Origin of the sequence: Archangium violaceum (assembly GCF_016859125.1) — a bacterium.
Lineage (GTDB): Bacteria > Myxococcota > Myxococcia > Myxococcales > Myxococcaceae > Archangium > Archangium violaceum_A.
The window spans coordinates 7,376,883-7,393,238 of sequence record NZ_CP069338.1 but is presented as its reverse complement, the minus strand read 5'-3'; the positions used below and the strand labels follow the sequence as shown (position 1 = coordinate 7,393,238).

Genomic DNA, 16,356 nt, shown 5'->3' with positions numbered 1-16,356 from the left:
GCAGCCTCGCACAGCGCCATGTAGGCTGTGGCGCTTTGCCAGGGTGCCATGGCCGCTTGCCCTCCGCGAAAGGTGGGATTGCTCGGAGGGTATGCGCACGGGGAAGCCTCCCTCGGGTAAGAAGTCCCCCTTGCCTGCGGGGCTCGACGCGGTGACCTCCCACCGTGGGGTGACAGCCCGAGGAGGGGCAGAGGGAGTGATGACGCCAAGCCTGCGAGGACAACGTGCCGGAAGTGCCATACTCCTGGGGCTGGTGACACTCGTCACCGCGGGCGCGCTCATCGCCGTGACCACCTGGATGAAGCGTGACAGCGTGTACCTGTGGCAGGCGAGCGAGAGCGTTCGTGCGGCGGCGGAACTGGAGATCGCGCTCCTGCGGCACGGCCGGGAGCGGCGGCTCCTGGAAGTGACGGGTGCCGCCGAGCACCTGCGCGCGATGAAGGAGGCCGAGGCCCAGGCCCGCTTCTGGTTGGAGCAGGCGCGTGGCCACGTGGGCGGAGCGCACGAGGCGCAGCTCCTGGAAGAGCTGCGACGAGAGGTCGAGGTGTATTTCACCTGGGTGCGGACCGGACTGGAGGCGCCCTCCCAACCCAGAGCACCCAAGGCCGAGCCTCTCCGGGACATCGTGGAGCGGACCAAGCGCCTCGTGGACCTCAACGTCACCGATGCGCGCGAGCGCATGGAAGAGGCCCAGACCTGGAACCGGCGGGCCAACATCCTCGGCCTCGTCGCGGTCCTGGGACTGCTCTCGGGCATTGGAGCCGTCCTCTGGGCCGAGCGGCGCTTCGTCTATCGTCCGGTGGCCGCCATCCAGAAGGCCCTCGTGAGCTTCCGGCTCGGAACTTCATGGACGCCGGCGCCCGAGATCGGGGCGGCGGAGCTGCGTGACATCGCCCGTGCCTTCAATGAAATGGTCAGCCGTCTGGAGCGCCAGCGGGAGGCACAGGTGTCCTTCCTGGCGGGGGTGGCCCATGATCTGCGCAACCCCCTCCAGGCCCTGAAGCTGGCCGCGAGCGGAGCGGAGTCGGGGCGGATTCCACCCGAGCGGGCACAGCAGCGCCTCGCCATGGTCGAGCGGCAGGTGGAGCGGCTGGGGCGGATGGTGGACGACCTGCTCGATACGACCCGCATCGAGGCCGGCCAATTGAAGCTCCACCTGGGGGAGCACGACCTGAGCGAACTGGTGCGCGAGGCCGTGGAGCTCCACCGGCCCATGTCCTCCCGGCATGTCCTCGAGCTCCAGGTGCCCGACCAGCCAATCCCCCTGTGCTGTGATGCGACGCGCATCTCCCAGGTACTCAACAACCTGCTGAGCAATGCCATCAAGTACTCGCCCGAAGGGGGGCCGGTGCGCATCCGCGTCGTGCCGGCGGAGGACGGCTACTGCGTCGCGGTGACGGACTCGGGGGTGGGTATCCCTCCCTCGGAAAAGGAGAGCATCTTCGAGCCCTTCCGCCGGGGCTCCTCCACCCGAGGCACCATTCCAGGCGTGGGGCTCGGACTGGCGGTCGCGCGGAAGATCCTGGCGGCACACGGCGGCGCGCTGGACGTCGAGAGCGAACCGGGACGAGGCTCGACGTTCTACGCGAAGCTGCCTGTCACGAGGCAAGCGCCAGACTCGACTCCCTCATGAGGAACCACCGGGAAGGTGGGTGGGGCCCTCACGCGTCATCGGGGAAGGAGCCGCGCCGGGGCTTGCGCGGACCTGGGGGGGAGCGCCCCTTCTCCAGGTCGTTCTCCCGCGTCCGCTCCCACAGGGGCACGCCGGCGCGGAACGCGGCGCGGGCGATGAGCTGGGCCGCCACGGGGGTGATGGCGAAGATGAAGATGAGCGTCAGCAGCACTCGCGCCACCACGCTCAGGCTCCACAGCGCCACCGCGGCCGCGCACAGCAGCCCCCCGACGCCGAACGTTGCCGCCTTGGCCGCCGCCTGCAGGCGCAGGAAGAGGTCCGGCAGACGTACCATTCCCAGCCCCGCCAGCAGCATGAAGGCCGCGCCGAACACCAGGAAGATCGCGGCGATGAGCTCCCTCACTGCTCTCCCTCCTTGCCGCTGAAGAGGTAGCGGGCGATGGCGATGGTGCCCAGCGAGCTGATGATGGCCAGCACCAGCGCCGCGTCCATCAGCACCGGCTCGTGGGTCAGCACCGCGTACACGACGATGGCGCCCGTGAGTTGCAACGCGATGAGGTCCAACGCCACCGCCCGGTCCGGCAGCGACGGCCCGCGCAGGAGCCGGTACAGCGAGAGCAACACCGACAACGCCAGCACCGCCAGCACGATCCGCAGGAGCGCTTCGAACCAGCCACTCATCGCAGCACCTGCAAGAGCGGGCGCTCCAACCGCTCGCGCAAGGAGCGGATGAACTCCTCCCGGGGAGTGGAGAACATCATGTGCACGTACAGCACGCGCCCATCCTCCGAGGCATCCAGCATCAGCGTCCCCGGAGTGAAGGTGATGAGGAGCGCCAGCAGCGTCACCTCCGCGTCCGTGCGCGCCTCCATCTCGTAGGCGTAGACGGCCGGAAAGTTATGCATGGTGGGGGTGAGGATTTCATGGGCGATGCGCAGGTTGGCCACCATCACGTCCCAGAAGACGATGGCCACCAGCCGGACGAGGTAGAGCAGCTTGAGGGCGTAGGGCGAGGCGCCCGGGTGGGGTGTGACGAAGGACAGCAGCACCAGACCCAGCACGAAGCCGATGGCCAGGTTGGTGAGGGTGACCTCGTCCATGACCGAGGCCCAGAGGAAGGCCAGCACCACGTTCCACAGGAAGGTACTCACGTGTCACCTCCGAGGACGGCGTGGATGTACGCGCTCGGCTCGAGCAACTGCGCCGCCGCCGCGTCGGCCAGCAGGTAGAGCGGACGCGCGCCCAGCCCGAGCGCCACCATCAGCAGCGCCAGCACCACGCACGGCCCCAGCAGCGCCGCCGGGCCTGTGCTCCCCCGTGCCTCGTGGGGCGGCTGCTTCCAGAAGGCCTCGCGCCACACCTTCATCATCGAGAAGAGCGTGAGCAGGCCCACCGCGGCGCCCACGCCCGCCACCCACCACGCCTCCTCCCGCAGGGCCGCGCGCAAGAGCGCCATCTTCGCGAAGAAGCCCGACAGCGGCGGCACCCCCGCCAGCGACAGCGCCGGCACCAGGAAGAGCCCGGCCAGCACCGGGTGGCTGCGCGCCAGGCCGCCCATCCTCGCCAGGTCCTGCGTGCCCGTCACCCGCTCGGTGGCCCCGGTGACGAAGAAGAGCGCCGACTTGGCGAAGACGTAGTGCACCCAGTATGCGATGGACGCCGCCAGCGCCACCCGGGAGAACAGCGCCAGCCCCACCAGCAGATATCCGATCTGGCTGATGATGTGGAAGGAGAGCAGCCGGCGGAAGTCGTACTGGGCCACCGCGCCCAGCACGCCCGTCACCATGCTCAGCAGCGCCATCCACAGCAGCACCCGGTGGGTGAGGCCCGGGTCTCCCGTGAAGAGCAAGGTGAAGGTGCGGAAGAGCGCGTAGACACCCACCTTGGTGAGGAGCGCGGAGAAGAGCGTCGTCACCACCACCGGGGGCGTGTGGTACGAGGCGGGCAGCCAGAAGAAGAAGGGGAAGGTGGCCGCCTTCAGCCCGAAGACGACGATGAGCAGCATGGCCGCCGCGGTGGCGAGCGCCGGCTGGGACGTGCCGGGCAGCCGCCGCGCCAGGTCCGCCATGTTCAACGAGCCTCCCACCGCGTAGAGCAGCGCCAGGGCGGTGAGGAAGAGGGCCGAGCCCAACAGGCTGAGCATCATGTACTTGAGGCACGCCTCCAATCGCGCCCTCCCCGCCTCCAGCGTCAGCAGCACGAAGGAGGCGACGAGCATCACCTCGAACCAGACGAAGAGGTTGAAGAGGTCCGCGGTGAGGAAGCCGCCGCACACCCCGGTGAGCATCACCAGCAGCAGCGGGTGGAACGCCCCGGCCTCCAGCCGCGGCTCCAGCGTCCCCGCCCCGTACACCACGCCCGCCACCCCCATCACCCCCGTGAGCAACACCATCAGCGCGCCGAGCAGATCCGCCGCCAGGGTGATGCCCACCGGCGCCTCCCAGCCCCCCACTCGCAGCACCAGCACGCCGCCATGCCACACCTCCCACAGCAGCCACGCGGCCCCCGCCGTGAGGGCACTCGTGGCCACCAGCGCCAGTGCGCGGCGGGGCCAGACCCGTCGCGGCAGCAACAGGCCGAGCGCCGCGGCGAGCGCGGGGATCAGCAGGGGTAGGATGAGGAGCGTGTTCATGTCTCGGGGGACTCGTGGGAGGGGTCCTCGGTGCGCAGCGCCTCGATGTCGTCGCGGCCCACCTCGCGCTCGGTGCGGTGCACCACCCCCAGCAGCAGCGCCAGCATTCCGAAGTTGATGACGATGGCGGTGAGGATGAAGGCCTGGGGCAGCGGGTCCGACAGCGGGCCGGCCAGGGGCGTCCCATCCTCGGGCAACAAGGGAGGCAGGGCCCGCGACACCCCGTTGGCGACGAAGAGGGTGAGGTTGGTGGCATGTCCGAGCAACACCAACCCCAGCGCCAGCCGGACGAGGCTGCGGCGCAGCAGCGAGTAGATGGCGGCCGCGTAGAGCACGCCGGTGACCAGGATGAGCCCCGTCTCCATGTCAGGCCTCCCCCCGCTCGTGATCCTCTTCCGACTCCACTTCCTCCCCTTCCTCGATGGCGAGGATGAAGCCGAGTGTCGCGCCCACCACCACCAGGTACACCCCCAGGTCGAAGAGCAGCGGAGTGCCCAGCTTGACGCGGTGTCCCCAGGGCGCGGGCACTTGTGTCCACAGCCCGGTGAGGAAGGGCCTGCCCTGGGCCATCGGCAGCAGGCCGCTGCCCAGCGACACCAGCAGCCCCAGCGCCAGCAGCGCCACCGGTGACACCCGCACCAGCCGGCGCACCGTCTCCACGTCGTAGGCGATGAGGTAGAGGATGAGGGCGGAGGCCGTCATCAGCCCGCCCACGAAGCCGCCGCCCGGCGCGTTGTGCCCGCGCACCAGCAGCACCAGGGAGAGCAGCAGCAGCACGGGCGTCATCATCCGCGCCACCGTGCGCAACACCACCGGGTTCATACCCGCCTCCTTTGCCGACGTGTCCGGAAGAGGAGCACCACCCCGAGGCTGGCGGTGGCCAACACGGTGACCTCTCCCAACGTGTCGAGTGCCCGGAAATCCACGAGGATGACGTTGACGATGTTCAGCCCATGGGCCTCTGTGGGACTGAGGGCGGTATAGGCCTCGGCCAGCCGCGTGTGGCGGGGCTGCGTGGTGGTGTGCAACAGGGCCCAGGAGATGAGGCCGCCGGCCGCCAGGGAGAGGAGCGCGTCGCGCAGGTGCGAGCGCCCACCGTGGGGCCGCACGGGGAAGCGCGAGAAGACGAGCGCGAAGAGGATGACGGTGAGCGTCTGCACCACCACCTGCGTGAGCGCCAGATCCGGCGCCCCCAGCAGCACGTACACCATGGCCTCTCCCAGCCCCAGCACACCCAGCACCATGAGGGCGGTGAGCACGGATTTCGTCCGCACGGCCACGAGGGCCGTCACCCCCATCAGCACCAGCACCACCGCCTCGTGGACGCGCAGGTCTCCTGGCGCGCGCTCGGGAAGGCCCAGACGGAAGACGATCGGCAGGGCGAGCAGCCCCACCAGGGCGAGCACGGTGACGGAGAGGTAGCGGTGCAGAGAGCCGCTCTGCAGCACCCGCGTCTGGACGTCCGCCAACCTCTTCAGCCCGGAGAGGGACAACGCATACAGCCGCTCCGGCCCCCAGTGCCCGAGACGCAGCGCCACCAGCGTGTGCCGCAGCGGGTCCCGCAGGGCGAAGGCGGCGGCCCCGAGCGCGAGGCTGGCGGCACTCAACCCCAGCGCCGGCGTCAGCCCGTGCCACAGCGCCAGCTTCAGGTGTCCAGCCTCCGGTCCGGCGATGGAACGCGCGGCCCCGGCCAGCAGCGGCTCGATCCACCCCGGTACGAGTCCCAGCACCAGCCCACCCGCCGCCAACAGCAGCGCCGGTCCCCACAGGGCGGGTCCCGCCTCGTGCACCGCGTGCTCCAGTTCGCGCCGCTCGCCCAGGAAGGGGCGCACGCCCACGCGCAGCGCCGTGCCCACCAACAACACGAAGCCCACCGCGACCCCCAGCGCCAACCCCCAGCCCCCCGGCGTGTGCAGGGAGGCCTCGTAGATGAGCTCCTTGCCGATGAAGCCGAAGAGGGGAATCACCCCCGCCATGGACAGCGCCGCCAGCCCCGCGGCGGTGCCGGTGAAGGGCAGCACCTTCCACAACCCACCGAGCCGCGGCAGCTCGCGCGTGCCCGTCTCGTGGTCCACCGCTCCCGCCATCAAGAAGAGGGCTCCCTTGTAGAAGGCATGCGCCGCGAGGTACGCCACCATGGCCTGGGCCGCCTCGGCCGTGCCCAACCCCAGCAGCAGCACCAGCGTGCCCAGCACGCTCACCGTGGCGTAGGCCAGCACCCGCTTCATGTCCGTGTGGCCGAAGGAGAGCAGCGCTCCGCCCACCATGGTCACCAGCCCCACGGCCACCAGCGTGCCCCGCCAGACGGGAGTGCCGCCGAGCACCGGAGACAGGCGCGCCAGGAGGTAGATGCCGGCCTTCACCATGGTGGCCGCGTGCAGGTAGGCGCTGGCGGGAGTGGGCGCCGCCATCGCCCCGGGCAACCAGAAGTGGAAGGGCACCTGGGCGGACTTGGTGAAGGCTCCGCCGAGCACCAGCAGCAGGAGGGGCAAGGCCAGCGGGCCCTCGCGCAGGGCGGGCCCGGCCGCGTGCAGCTCCGAGAGGGTGCTCGTCCCACCCCGCCACCCCATCAGCAGCAGCCCCAGCAGCAGCGCCTGGCCTCCGAGGAACGTCACCAGCAGGGCGCGCAGCGCCGCCTCGCGCGCCTCCTCTTCCTCGCTCTGGAAGCCGACGAGGAAGAAGGAGCTGAGGGTGGTGAGCTCCCAGCAGACGAAGAAGAACAGGGTGTTGTCGGCGAGAACGAGGCCCAGCATCGAGGCCATGAAGAGCAGGAGCCAGCCCTGGAAGCCGCCCAGCCGGGGGTGCTCCTTCAGGTAGTCCCCCGCGTAGACGACGATGAGGGTGCCCAGCCCGGTGATGAGGAGGGCCATGAGCATGCTCAAGCCGTCCGCGCGCAGGGTGAGCGCGATGCCCAGTTCGGGCACCCAGGGGACATGGATGCCAGGCGGCGTGTCCGAGAGGGCGGCCGGCACGAGCGTGGCGAGTCCCACCGTGAGGCCCAGGGGCACCAGGCCCAGGACAAGGCCCGACCCTCTCCGGCTCACGCGGACAACCAGGGGCGCCAGGGGAGCGGCGGCGAAGCCGATGAGGAGGAGAACGAGCAGGGTCATGGAGCGCGACGCGGCGGGACCGCAACCACAGAATGGCCCGTGAGCCACGAGAGGCAACGAATCCAGCACGCACGTGATGAGAGCCCCACACTTGAGGCCGGAACTCCCACGACTCCTATCCGGAAACCATCAAGAACCGTCTGTCCCCGGACGAAACCGCCGCCCTCAGGTCAGGGGTCTCTCCTCGGGGCCTGGCACCCGTACATTGGAAAGGGTCTCGAGTGGCTCGTCGGGCCGGCGCAGGATGGACATCGAGCCGTCCGTCTCGAGCACGACGGCCTCGACGGTGTCGAGCCGCGCCACCCCCTGCTCTCTCAGCACGGCCAGCACCTCCTGCTCGACGACCCGCGCCCGGCGCATGGACCGGGGGAGAAAGCGTCCCTGGTGGAACAGCAGCACGGGCTCGGACTTCACCAGCTGGTTGAACCAGGACACGCGCACCGAGGTCCAGGTGACGAGGAACTGGAGCCCGATGAGCACCGCGAAGGCCAGCAGCCCCTCCGCCAGTGACACGTCCTTGGACAGGAGGATCGTGGCCAGCGTCGAGCCCAGCGCCACCGTCACCACGAAGTCGAAGGCATTGAGCTTGGAGAGGGTGCGATTGCCCGACAGGCGCAGCATGAGCACCAGCGCCACGTAGGCACATACGCCCACGAGCGCCACCCGGCCCAATCCCCGCCAGTTATCGAAGAACATGCGCTTCCTCCTGTGACCAGCGCCCGAGGGGCTGGCTCAATGGGGGCCGTGCCCCTGCGGGTTGGCGCGATGGGCCATGGCGGCTTCTCGTTCGTCCGGGAAGGCACGCTCGACGCTGGCCTCCAGCAGCGAGAGCTGCCGCTCCAGCTCGTCACGCCGGAAGATGGGGGCGACCCGTAGGAGATCCTCCAGCAGGAAGCGCAGGCGCTGAGCGACCTGGAAGGAGCCCTCGCCGTACTTGCGCACCTCGTCCACCGCGAGCCGCACGTAGGAGCTCCAGTCCGGACGCGGGCAGATGAGCCGCAACGTGCCCTCCTCGTCCTTACGCGCGGCGGAGGGAAAGCGCCGGCCCACCAGTCGCCGCAGCAGATCATGCAATTGATCGATCGCCTGGATGGCCGTGGTGGGGTCGTTGGTTCCGGGGGAGAGGGCGCGCTCGGCGATGTCGACGAGCTGGCGGAAACCAAAGGCGGTGTCCTGCTGGAGGGTCCGCTCCGGGCCGATGTTGAGCGACTCCAGCAGGGCCTCCACATCGAGCTCCGAGGCCTCTCCCCAGACCTCGAAGAGCATACTCCCATGGGGGATGAAGTCTCCCACCAGAGGCACCAGGGCGACGGTGACGCCAGCCTCCCGGGCGCACGCGAAGAGCCGCTCCTGGTCCACGGTGACGAGCACTCCGGACGAACCGGGGTACGTCACGAGGAGCGAGGGGTGCCCCTCGGGCCTCTCGGCATGAGAATCCTCCGTGTCCTCGCCCACGCCCTCCGGGTACATCCGCTCCAGGCAGAGGCACGTCTCGTCACGGATGCGGGAGAGGATGACCACGGCGCGGATGGATTGGGCCACGTGGTGGATGTAGAAGATGAAGGTCGCCACGCAGAGCACGGCGAGCACGACCGCGAGCCAGACGGACAACGACGGCACGTGGCGCTCGATGCCCTCCGACGTGCCCCGGATGCTGCGCAGCGCCAGCAGGGCGTAGACGAACGTACTCACGAAGATGCCCAGGGAGAGCTGGCTCTGCCGGTCCCTGAGGAAGGTGCGCAGGACCCGGGGTGAGAACTGGTTGCTGGCCTGTTGGAGCACGAGGATGGTGACGGAGAAGACGAGGCCGGCGAACGTCATCATCGAGGACGACACCGCGGAGAGCACCGAGCGCGCGCCCTCGGGGCCTCCGCGAAAGAGGTACCAGGCGTGACGATCCTGCGGCAGTCGAGCATCGAGCTCCTGGACCGCGAACGAAATGCCGATGGCCGCTGCCACGCATAGCGCGGGGAGCAGCCAGTAACTCATGCCGAGGCGCTCGGCCATCCCTGTGAGCTTCAGCTTCATCGTCGCCCCAATCCTGGACACGACTCAGGGATGAGGGAGTGGGCCGCTCGCTCGGCAGGTCGAGGTTCCAGGAGATGCCGACAGGGAAGCGCACCCGCCAGGGATGGGCTGGCCGCCCGCCCCCAGACTCCCGTCTTGCGCGAAGGAGGTCCTGCCCTCATGTTCTGTTTTAATTCCAGACAATGGGGGATGACGATGACGATGCCACGTATCATGAGGAAGCAGGCGCGACGTTTCGTTCTGGCCGCGGGTCTCCTGGTTGTTCCCGCGCTGTCCATGGCCGCCGACCAGGGCGCCAAGGGTCAGCAGGCCAGGAGCGCTGGCCAGAAGTCCCCGGCGGCAGCCACCCAGGCGAGCCCCATGAACGTCGAGCAGCTCAACGACAACATCGCGCAGCACTCGGGGAAGCAGGTCTCGGTCGCGGGGGAGATCGAGGAGTGGCTCGACGCACGCTCCTTCGTGCTGGAGAGCGGTGGCCTCTTCAATGATGAGATCGCCGTCATCGTGCCGCCCAATGCCAAGGGGGTGGACGCCCAGCGGCTGCGCGAGGATGCGGACATCGTGGTGTCGGGTACCGTGCGCTCGGTTCCGCTCGTCGAGCTGGAGCGCGAGCTGGGATGGGACCTCGACCCCGAGCTCGAAGTGGAATTCGAGGGGACGAAGCACTTCCTGGTGGCCGACCGCATCACGCGCCAGCGCGACTAGCGGATGTCTCCTCGCACCGCCCCGGCGCCAACGGCATCGGGGCGGCGCACACCTTCCGTGAGTGGCTGGCAGCAGGCCTCCCTTGGTAGTACATCCATTGGATGCTCCGTATCCGGTTGCGCGCCAAGTTGATGCTCGGAGTATCCCTGGTCCTGCTGCCACTCCTCGGGTTGCTGCTGTTCGGGCTCGAGGAGAACTACGAGATGCGCCGGACCTCCCTCCTGAACGGCATGCTCCAGACCGCCACGACGTCGGGGCTCCTCATCGATGCGTCGCTCCAGGAGATGATCAGGCTGGCGCAGGCGGTCTCCGCCGAGTCCGCCAGCCATGCGCTGCGGCCGGGCGAACTCCAGGACTTCATCACCCGCCTCGCACGCGAGCGCACCGACCTGGTCAATCTGGCCGTATTCGACGCCTCCGGACGTCCGGTCGCGTCCGCCACTCCCGGGCCCGAGGGGCTCGACATCTCGGACCGCCCCTATTTCCAGGAAGCCATCGAGACGAAGGAGGCGGTGGTCTCGGAGCTCCTCATTGGCAGGACGGTGAAGCGCCCCGTCGTGGTGGTCGCCGCTCCGGTACTCGATGGCAACAAGCAGGCCCGGGGCGTCGTCACCGTGAGCCTGCGGCTCGACCAGCTCGCGCGGAGGATGCTCGAGATTGGCCTGCGGCCCGGGCAGGCCCTCTTCGTCGTCGATCCTCACGGGCGGCTCGTCTTCCACACCTCGCGCCTGGAGGCCACCTGGGAGGAGCGGGAGATCTCCCAGTGGAAGGAAATCCAGGAGGCCCTCGCCGGAGACCCGGTGCTCACGACGGAGTTCAGGGGGCTGTTTCGCGATGACCATCGGATCGCCGCGTTGACTCCCACGCCGCAGCACGGCTGGCTCGTCGGCGTCACCTGGGGCTACCAGGAGGCGTTCGAGGACATGAGCCAGGTTCGCCAGCTGCAACTCGCGGCGTTCTTGACGATCTCCCTCCTGGTCCTCGCGGGTGCCTGGGCGCTGGCCGGCTATCTCAGCGGGAGGGTGTCGCGGGTGGTGGCGCATGCCCGCACCCTCGGGCGTGGCGAGCTCGGCGCGTTGGTTCCGATAGAACCGTCACTCCTGGGCACCGGCGACGAGCTGGACGAGCTCACCGAGGCCTTCAACCACATGGCCAGCGAGCTGAAGGCGGAGCGGGAGCAGCGCGAGACGTTCATCGCGTCCGTCTCCCATGATCTGAAGAACCTCACCACGCCGCTCTCGCTCGCCGCGCGTCTGCTGCGCGATCCCTCGCGCCAGTCGCCCGAGGCCCGGGAGAGGACGCTCACGCGGCTGAGCCACCAGACGACGCGCATCGAGCGGCTCGTGGCGGACCTCCTGGACGCCTCGAGGCTCGATGCCGGCCACTTCAACCTCTTCCATCAGCGGCATGATCTGATGAAGCTGGTGCGGGGCATCCTCGACGAGCAACAGGAGGGCACGAGCACCCATCGGCTGGTGCTCGAGGGGCCCGAGTCATTCGAGCTCGAGGCGGATCCGGAGCGGCTCGCGCAGGTGCTGACGAACCTGGTGAGCAACGGCATCAAGTACAGCCCGGAGGGAGGGGTGGTGTCGGTGACGGTCTCGGAGGCCGAGGGCACCGTCCGAGTCCAGGTGACGGACAACGGAATCGGCCTCCAGCCCCAGGAGCTCGACGAGGTGTTCGAGCCGTACGCGCGCACCGCGGCGGCCCGGAAGATCCGCGGCCTGGGCCTGGGGCTGTACATCTGCCGGGCCATCATCGAGGGCCATGGGGGAACCCTGTGCGCGCGGAGCGAGGGGCGCGGGAAGGGCTCCACGTTCCTGTTCACCCTTCCCACCCGGCCCCGAAGTGGCGGCGCCACCGCCCGGTAGCCTCACTCCCGCCGGCTCCCCGGCACGTCCGTGGGCCGCCCGTCCACCCCGAGGAACTGCACCTGCTGGCGAGGCAGTACGGGGATGATGCGGCCCGCATGGACCGGCTGGCAGAGCTCCACCATCACCCGCTCGGCCAGCAGGCTCTTCCACTTGCGGCGCTGCCTCGCGTGGACGAGGTAACGGATGGTGACGTTCGTCCACGCGTCGGCGAGGGAGACATAGACCTCGGGCCTGTCCGCCACACTCGTCTCCAGCCGGGCCTCGCGCAGCAGCGTCTCGTACTGGCGGGCGGGGCCGGCCATGTCCTCTCCCAGCAGCTCGGTGGCCAGCTGCCGCAGCAGCTCCATCGCGTAGCGCAGGTCCGACTCGTTGGCCACCGGCACGAGGAGCTCGTCCCAGACATAGGGGAAATCCCGGGTGAGGTTGACGATGGTGCCCGTCAGCACCTCGTTGTTGGGAAAGGTGATGAGCCGCCCCGTGGGCTGCTCGGCGTGCACCGCGCCGGGGCGATCCGGGCTGCCCAGCTCCCATACCGTGGTGGAGAGGAAGTCGATGGCGTAGACGTCTCCGAAGACGTCCCCCACCTGGACGCGGTCCCCTACCCGGTAGTAGCCCTGGAAGGAGTTGAGCAGCCAGCCGGTGAAGCTCTCGATGGGCGTCTGGAGGGCCCAGGAGAGCGCGAGGCCCACCAGGCCCACCGAGCCCAGCATCGCGCGAAGGTCCCCCGCCAGCACGCTCACCGCGATGCCGGTGCCCAGCAGCCATACGCAGATGCTCACCAGCGCCGTGCTGGCATCCGCTCGCGCCCAACGCCCCAGCGCCAGGTGCAGCAGGGCCCGGAGCCCTCGCGCCACCAACCAGGTGAGCAACAACGTGCCCAGCACCACGGTGAGCTTGGGAAGCGCATTGAGGAGGCCCTGGCGCAATCCCAGCGCCGTCCGCTGTGCCTCGGCACCCGCCTCTCGCGCCACCTCCTCGGGTTGCACCTGGCGCTGCGGCTCCGCGGGGGGCGTGTCCTCCGTGGCGGTGACTCCGGCATCCTGCGCCAGCGCCTCCTCGGCGGGGCCCACCACCAGCAGCAGCAGGCTCGTCAGCGCCACCGCGATGAGCGAAGCCTTGCGGAAGGCGCGCAGCCGGAAGCGGGCCTGTTGCACGGGTGCCGCGGCGCGGCGTGGCGCCGCTCGTCCGGGACGGAGCTTTCCCCGAGGGCGGCGGCGCGGGGAGCGCCGGGAGGTCTGGAGCCTGGGCGGTCGCATTCACCCCGAGTCTGGGCCTGAGAGGCCGGCCCGGCCCACGGCTTCCGCATGGATCGTCGGCCTCTGGACGTCCCGCCTGCCAGGGGGAGCGCTCAGCGCGTCCCGAGCAGCTCACGCACCAGCGGCGTGACGTGGAGCAGGGAAGGCCTTGGCCCCACCACGGGCTCCACCCGTGCCCGCAGCCGGGCCCCGTCCTCGCCGCGCCGCGCGACGACGAAGGTGACGCGGCTGTCCTGGGCGCTGGGGCTGCCATGCCAGGAGTGGTAGTAGCCCGCGAAGTAGAAGCGCTCGGAGATGGGGCGCTCCAGGCCCGTGCGCGTCAACAGCAGCACGTCTCCGGCCCGGTGCCCCTGGGGGCCCGCACCGAGCTGCTCCATCCTCTCGGCGAGGTTCAACAGGTCGGGCCGTGGATGGGCCCTGAGGTGCTCGGGCAGGGGCACCAGCCGCTCGCCGTCGAACACCTGGAAGGCCGGGGCATCCTCGCCCACGGGGCGGCCCGCGCGGGCGAAGACGAAATCCAACGCGCCCTTCATGTCCGCCGCGCCTTCGCCCGTCCTGTTCGCCCGGTGGAAGGCCCGCGCCACCGGCAGCACGTCCTCCTCCCACCGGGGAGGGCGGCTCCAATCGCACCGCTGACCCGGCTCCGGGCAGGTGGAGCGATCCGCGAGGTACACGTAGGCCATGGCCCCCTGGTAGGCCACCACCGCCTGGAAGTCGCGCGCTCGCGGCTCCACCTCCAGCCGCAGCGGGCGCAACCGGAAGCCCGCGCGCTCGATCACGGTGGTGGGCTCGTCATCGCCCTGGGCGGACAGCGCGTGCCGGTCATCGCCGAGCACGGGCGTATGGCCATGATCCGAGACGAACATCACATACGTGTCCTCGAGCACGCCGGCCTCCGCATAGGCATCCAGCACGCGGCCCACCAGCGGATCGAGCACCTCGCGCACGTAGCGCCGCTGTTGCTCCAGCGGCTCCCCGACCACATGGGTGTACAGGTCCACGCCAGGGAAATAGACGACCTGGAGGCGGGGGACTCCGTGCTGACGGATGATTTCCAGGAGATGCGCCACGGATTCCTGGTCCAGCGTGGCGTAGGTCTCGCGCTCGACATCCGGCGCGCCCACGAGGCCCCGGGCGAAGTCGACGAGCAGGTCCGTGGCGGCGTTCGGCTCCGGGGTGGTGAGGAGATCCGCGCCCCGGTACACGTGCGCGAGGCTGACGAAGGCGCGAACGTCGGCCAGCTCGAAGAGCGTGGGAACCTTCAGGACATCGCCCACGAGCCCCTCCGTGAGCGTGCGCAACACGTCCTGCCTGGCCTGCACGGAGACGGGGGCTGGGGCGTAGAAGCGGACCTCGTCGCGGGCGAACCACTCGTTGCCGGGCACCCCGGTGCGCGCGGGGGGCTGGCCCGTGTAGACGGAGGCCCACGCCGCCACCGTGGTCGAGGGCAGGATGCTCAGCGCCCCGGGGACCGAGAAGCCGTGCGCGTAGAGGTGCTCGCCGCGCTGGGGGCCCAGCAAGGCGTGGATGGAGCCAGAGGTGTGCTCACCCACCGCCTGGCGGAACTCGGTCTCCCCTACCCCGTCGAGCGCGAAGAGGAGCACGCGAGGCCCGGGGGTGAGCGGACGCATCGGCTCGCGCAGCACGCGGTCTCCACCCGTAGCGGCCAGCTTCACGGCCTGATTCAGCGTCTCCTCCGTGGGCGAGCCTGGCCGGAGCAGGAGCCACCACGCGCCCGCGGCCACGAGCAGGACCGCCACGATGCCCACCATCATCCACCCCTTCGCGTGTCCGGAGATCCTCGCTCCCATTCCTCACAGCGAAGCCTACCCGTGGCGCTTGCCACAAGAGAGGAGGCGTCCGGCTGTCGGAGCAAGGACATGAGGGAGCTCAGTGGTGGGCGGGCAGCTGATCATCCAGGTCCTCCGGCTCTTCCGCGGACGTGTCGTCGCTCCGCGGCGGCTCTCGACCCTCGCCGAGGAGGGCCTGACCCCCTGCCGTGAGCGCGGCCAGAAGCGGCACCGCGACGAAGGCTCCCGCGAGGCCCGCCACCAGGGCTCCGGTGGTGACGGCGAGGAGCACCACCGCGGGATGGAGTGGCAGGATGCGGCCCATCACCATGGGCTGGAGGACATTGCCCTCGAGCTGCTGGACGGCCAGCGCGATGCCGAAGGTGATGAGCGCGTCCCGGGTGCCCTGTGTGGCCCAGGCGACCAGCACCGCGACCGCGCCCGCGAACACCGCGCCCACGACGGGCACGAAGGCGCTCAGGAACGTGAGCAACGCGATGGGCAATGCCAGGGGGACTCCGAGGATGAGCAACCCGGCACCGATGCCGACCGCGTCGATGAGTGCCACCACCACCGTCCCACGCACCCATCTTTTCAGGGTCCGCCAGGCCCGGCCCACGGCGGCACCGGCCAGCCGGCGCCTTTCGGGCGAGAGCGGAGACAGGGCCGCGCGCACCAGGGTGCTCCCATCCCGCACGAAGAAGAAGGTGAGGACGAGGGTGAGCAGCATTCCGCTCAGCACGGAAAGAAGCGTGGCGGCCCCCGAGGCGGCACCCAGGGTGAGCGTTCGCGAATGCTGGCGCACCCACTGCTCGGCCCGTCCCCCCAGCTCATCCAGCGAGGGCTGCTCCCCAGGCAGGAACCGCATGAGCGAGCGAGCGAGCGATTGGACCCGCTGGATCAGCGTGTCGGCGTTCGCCGACAACTCGGAGGCCGTCTTCGGGATGATCCACGAGAGGAGTCCCCCGAGGAGCGCCACCGCCAGCAGGACGGCGGCGAGCGCGGCCAGGGAGCGTGGAACACGGTGTCGGGCGAGCCAATCCGCCACGGGGAGGAGAAGACTGGTGAACAGCAGCGCCACGAACACCGACAGGAAGACCAGGGGCAACCTGCTGACGATGTAACCCAGGACGAAGACGAGGCCCGCGATGAGCAGGCACCTCCCGCTGAAGCGCGCTGCTGCCTCCAGATTGGGATGTACCCTGTTCATCCGCTCCTCCTCCTCCTCCTCGGAGTGATGCTGGGCACGGGCCCGGCCACCGAGGAGGGGACCGTGGAGAAGTGGCGGAGAGCCCCTACCCGCCCGCTCCCTGGGGGAACGGAGGGAT

15 protein-coding genes are annotated in these 16,356 nt (G+C 69.8%); 3 read left to right on the top strand and 12 right to left on the bottom strand.

The genetic code is table 11. The features are described from left to right. The first annotated feature begins 199 nt into the window (after positions 1–199). Complete coding sequence (locus JQX13_RS31680; RefSeq protein ID WP_239015390.1) at positions 200–1,633, top strand: sensor histidine kinase; 1,434 nt, start codon at positions 200–202, stop codon at positions 1,631–1,633. Positions 1,634–1,661: 28 nt separating this feature from the next. Here JQX13_RS31680 and mnhG read toward each other — a convergent pair whose 3' ends face one another. The 9 genes from mnhG to JQX13_RS31635 form a co-directional block, all read right to left on the bottom strand. After that, positions 1,662–2,036 (bottom strand): monovalent cation/H(+) antiporter subunit G, encoded by a 375-nt coding sequence (gene mnhG, locus JQX13_RS31675; RefSeq protein WP_203403200.1) that lies wholly within the window; start codon positions 2,034–2,036, stop codon positions 1,662–1,664. Next, the gene (locus tag JQX13_RS31670; protein ID WP_203403199.1) at positions 2,033–2,314 is read right to left on the bottom strand and encodes a monovalent cation/H+ antiporter complex subunit F; all 282 of its coding nucleotides are present in this window, start codon (positions 2,312–2,314) and stop codon (positions 2,033–2,035) included. Before JQX13_RS31670 ends, mnhG begins: the two co-directional genes overlap by 4 nt. After that, positions 2,311–2,784, bottom strand: coding sequence for a Na+/H+ antiporter subunit E (locus JQX13_RS31665; protein ID WP_203403198.1), 474 nt, complete (start codon positions 2,782–2,784; stop codon positions 2,311–2,313). The genes JQX13_RS31670 and JQX13_RS31665 overlap by 4 nt, the downstream gene beginning before the upstream one ends. Then, complete coding sequence (locus JQX13_RS31660) at positions 2,781–4,265, bottom strand: proton-conducting transporter membrane subunit (RefSeq protein WP_203403197.1); 1,485 nt, start codon at positions 4,263–4,265, stop codon at positions 2,781–2,783. The genes JQX13_RS31665 and JQX13_RS31660 overlap by 4 nt, the downstream gene beginning before the upstream one ends. After that, a complete protein-coding gene (locus JQX13_RS31655) occupies positions 4,262–4,630 on the bottom strand; it encodes an NADH-quinone oxidoreductase subunit K (protein ID WP_203403196.1) in 369 nt (122 codons plus the stop codon). Before JQX13_RS31655 ends, JQX13_RS31660 begins: the two co-directional genes overlap by 4 nt. A 1-nt stretch (position 4,631) precedes the next feature. Then, entirely contained in the window at positions 4,632–5,087 is a 456-nt protein-coding gene (locus tag JQX13_RS31650; RefSeq protein WP_203403195.1) for a Na+/H+ antiporter subunit B, read from the bottom strand. Beyond that, positions 5,084–7,375 (bottom strand): hydrogen gas-evolving membrane-bound hydrogenase subunit E, encoded by a 2,292-nt coding sequence (gene mbhE, locus JQX13_RS31645; protein WP_203403194.1) that lies wholly within the window; start codon positions 7,373–7,375, stop codon positions 5,084–5,086. The genes JQX13_RS31650 and mbhE overlap by 4 nt, the downstream gene beginning before the upstream one ends. A gap of 165 nt (positions 7,376–7,540) precedes the next feature. Beyond that, positions 7,541–8,071: a DUF421 domain-containing protein gene (locus JQX13_RS31640; protein WP_203403193.1), complete on the bottom strand. Its 531-nt coding sequence runs from the start codon at positions 8,069–8,071 to the stop codon at positions 7,541–7,543. Between the two features lie 36 nt (positions 8,072–8,107). Next, positions 8,108–9,403: a DUF2254 domain-containing protein gene (locus tag JQX13_RS31635; protein WP_203403192.1), complete on the bottom strand. Its 1,296-nt coding sequence runs from the start codon at positions 9,401–9,403 to the stop codon at positions 8,108–8,110. 195 nt (positions 9,404–9,598) lie between these two features. Here JQX13_RS31635 and JQX13_RS31630 point away from each other — a divergent pair, with 195 nt between their 5' ends. Then, a complete protein-coding gene (locus tag JQX13_RS31630; protein WP_203403190.1) occupies positions 9,599–10,108 on the top strand; it encodes a hypothetical protein in 510 nt (169 codons plus the stop codon). A gap of 101 nt (positions 10,109–10,209) precedes the next feature. Beyond that, positions 10,210–11,979 (top strand): sensor histidine kinase, encoded by a 1,770-nt coding sequence (locus JQX13_RS31625; RefSeq protein WP_203403189.1) that lies wholly within the window; start codon positions 10,210–10,212, stop codon positions 11,977–11,979. A gap of 2 nt (positions 11,980–11,981) precedes the next feature. On the opposite strand, the gene JQX13_RS31620 is transcribed toward JQX13_RS31625, so the two are convergent. From JQX13_RS31620 to JQX13_RS31610, 3 genes are all read right to left on the bottom strand, one after another. Beyond that, complete coding sequence (locus JQX13_RS31620) at positions 11,982–13,136, bottom strand: mechanosensitive ion channel family protein (protein WP_203403182.1); 1,155 nt, start codon at positions 13,134–13,136, stop codon at positions 11,982–11,984. 194 nt (positions 13,137–13,330) lie between these two features. Further along, entirely contained in the window at positions 13,331–15,013 is a 1,683-nt protein-coding gene (locus JQX13_RS31615; RefSeq protein ID WP_203403181.1) for an alkaline phosphatase family protein, read from the bottom strand. Positions 15,014–15,128: 115 nt separating this feature from the next. Continuing rightward, positions 15,129–16,238 carry an AI-2E family transporter gene (locus tag JQX13_RS31610; protein ID WP_203403180.1) on the bottom strand — a complete coding sequence of 370 codons (1,110 nt, stop codon included), beginning with the start codon at positions 16,236–16,238 and terminating at the stop codon, positions 15,129–15,131. Between the last annotated feature and the right edge of the window lie 118 nt (positions 16,239–16,356).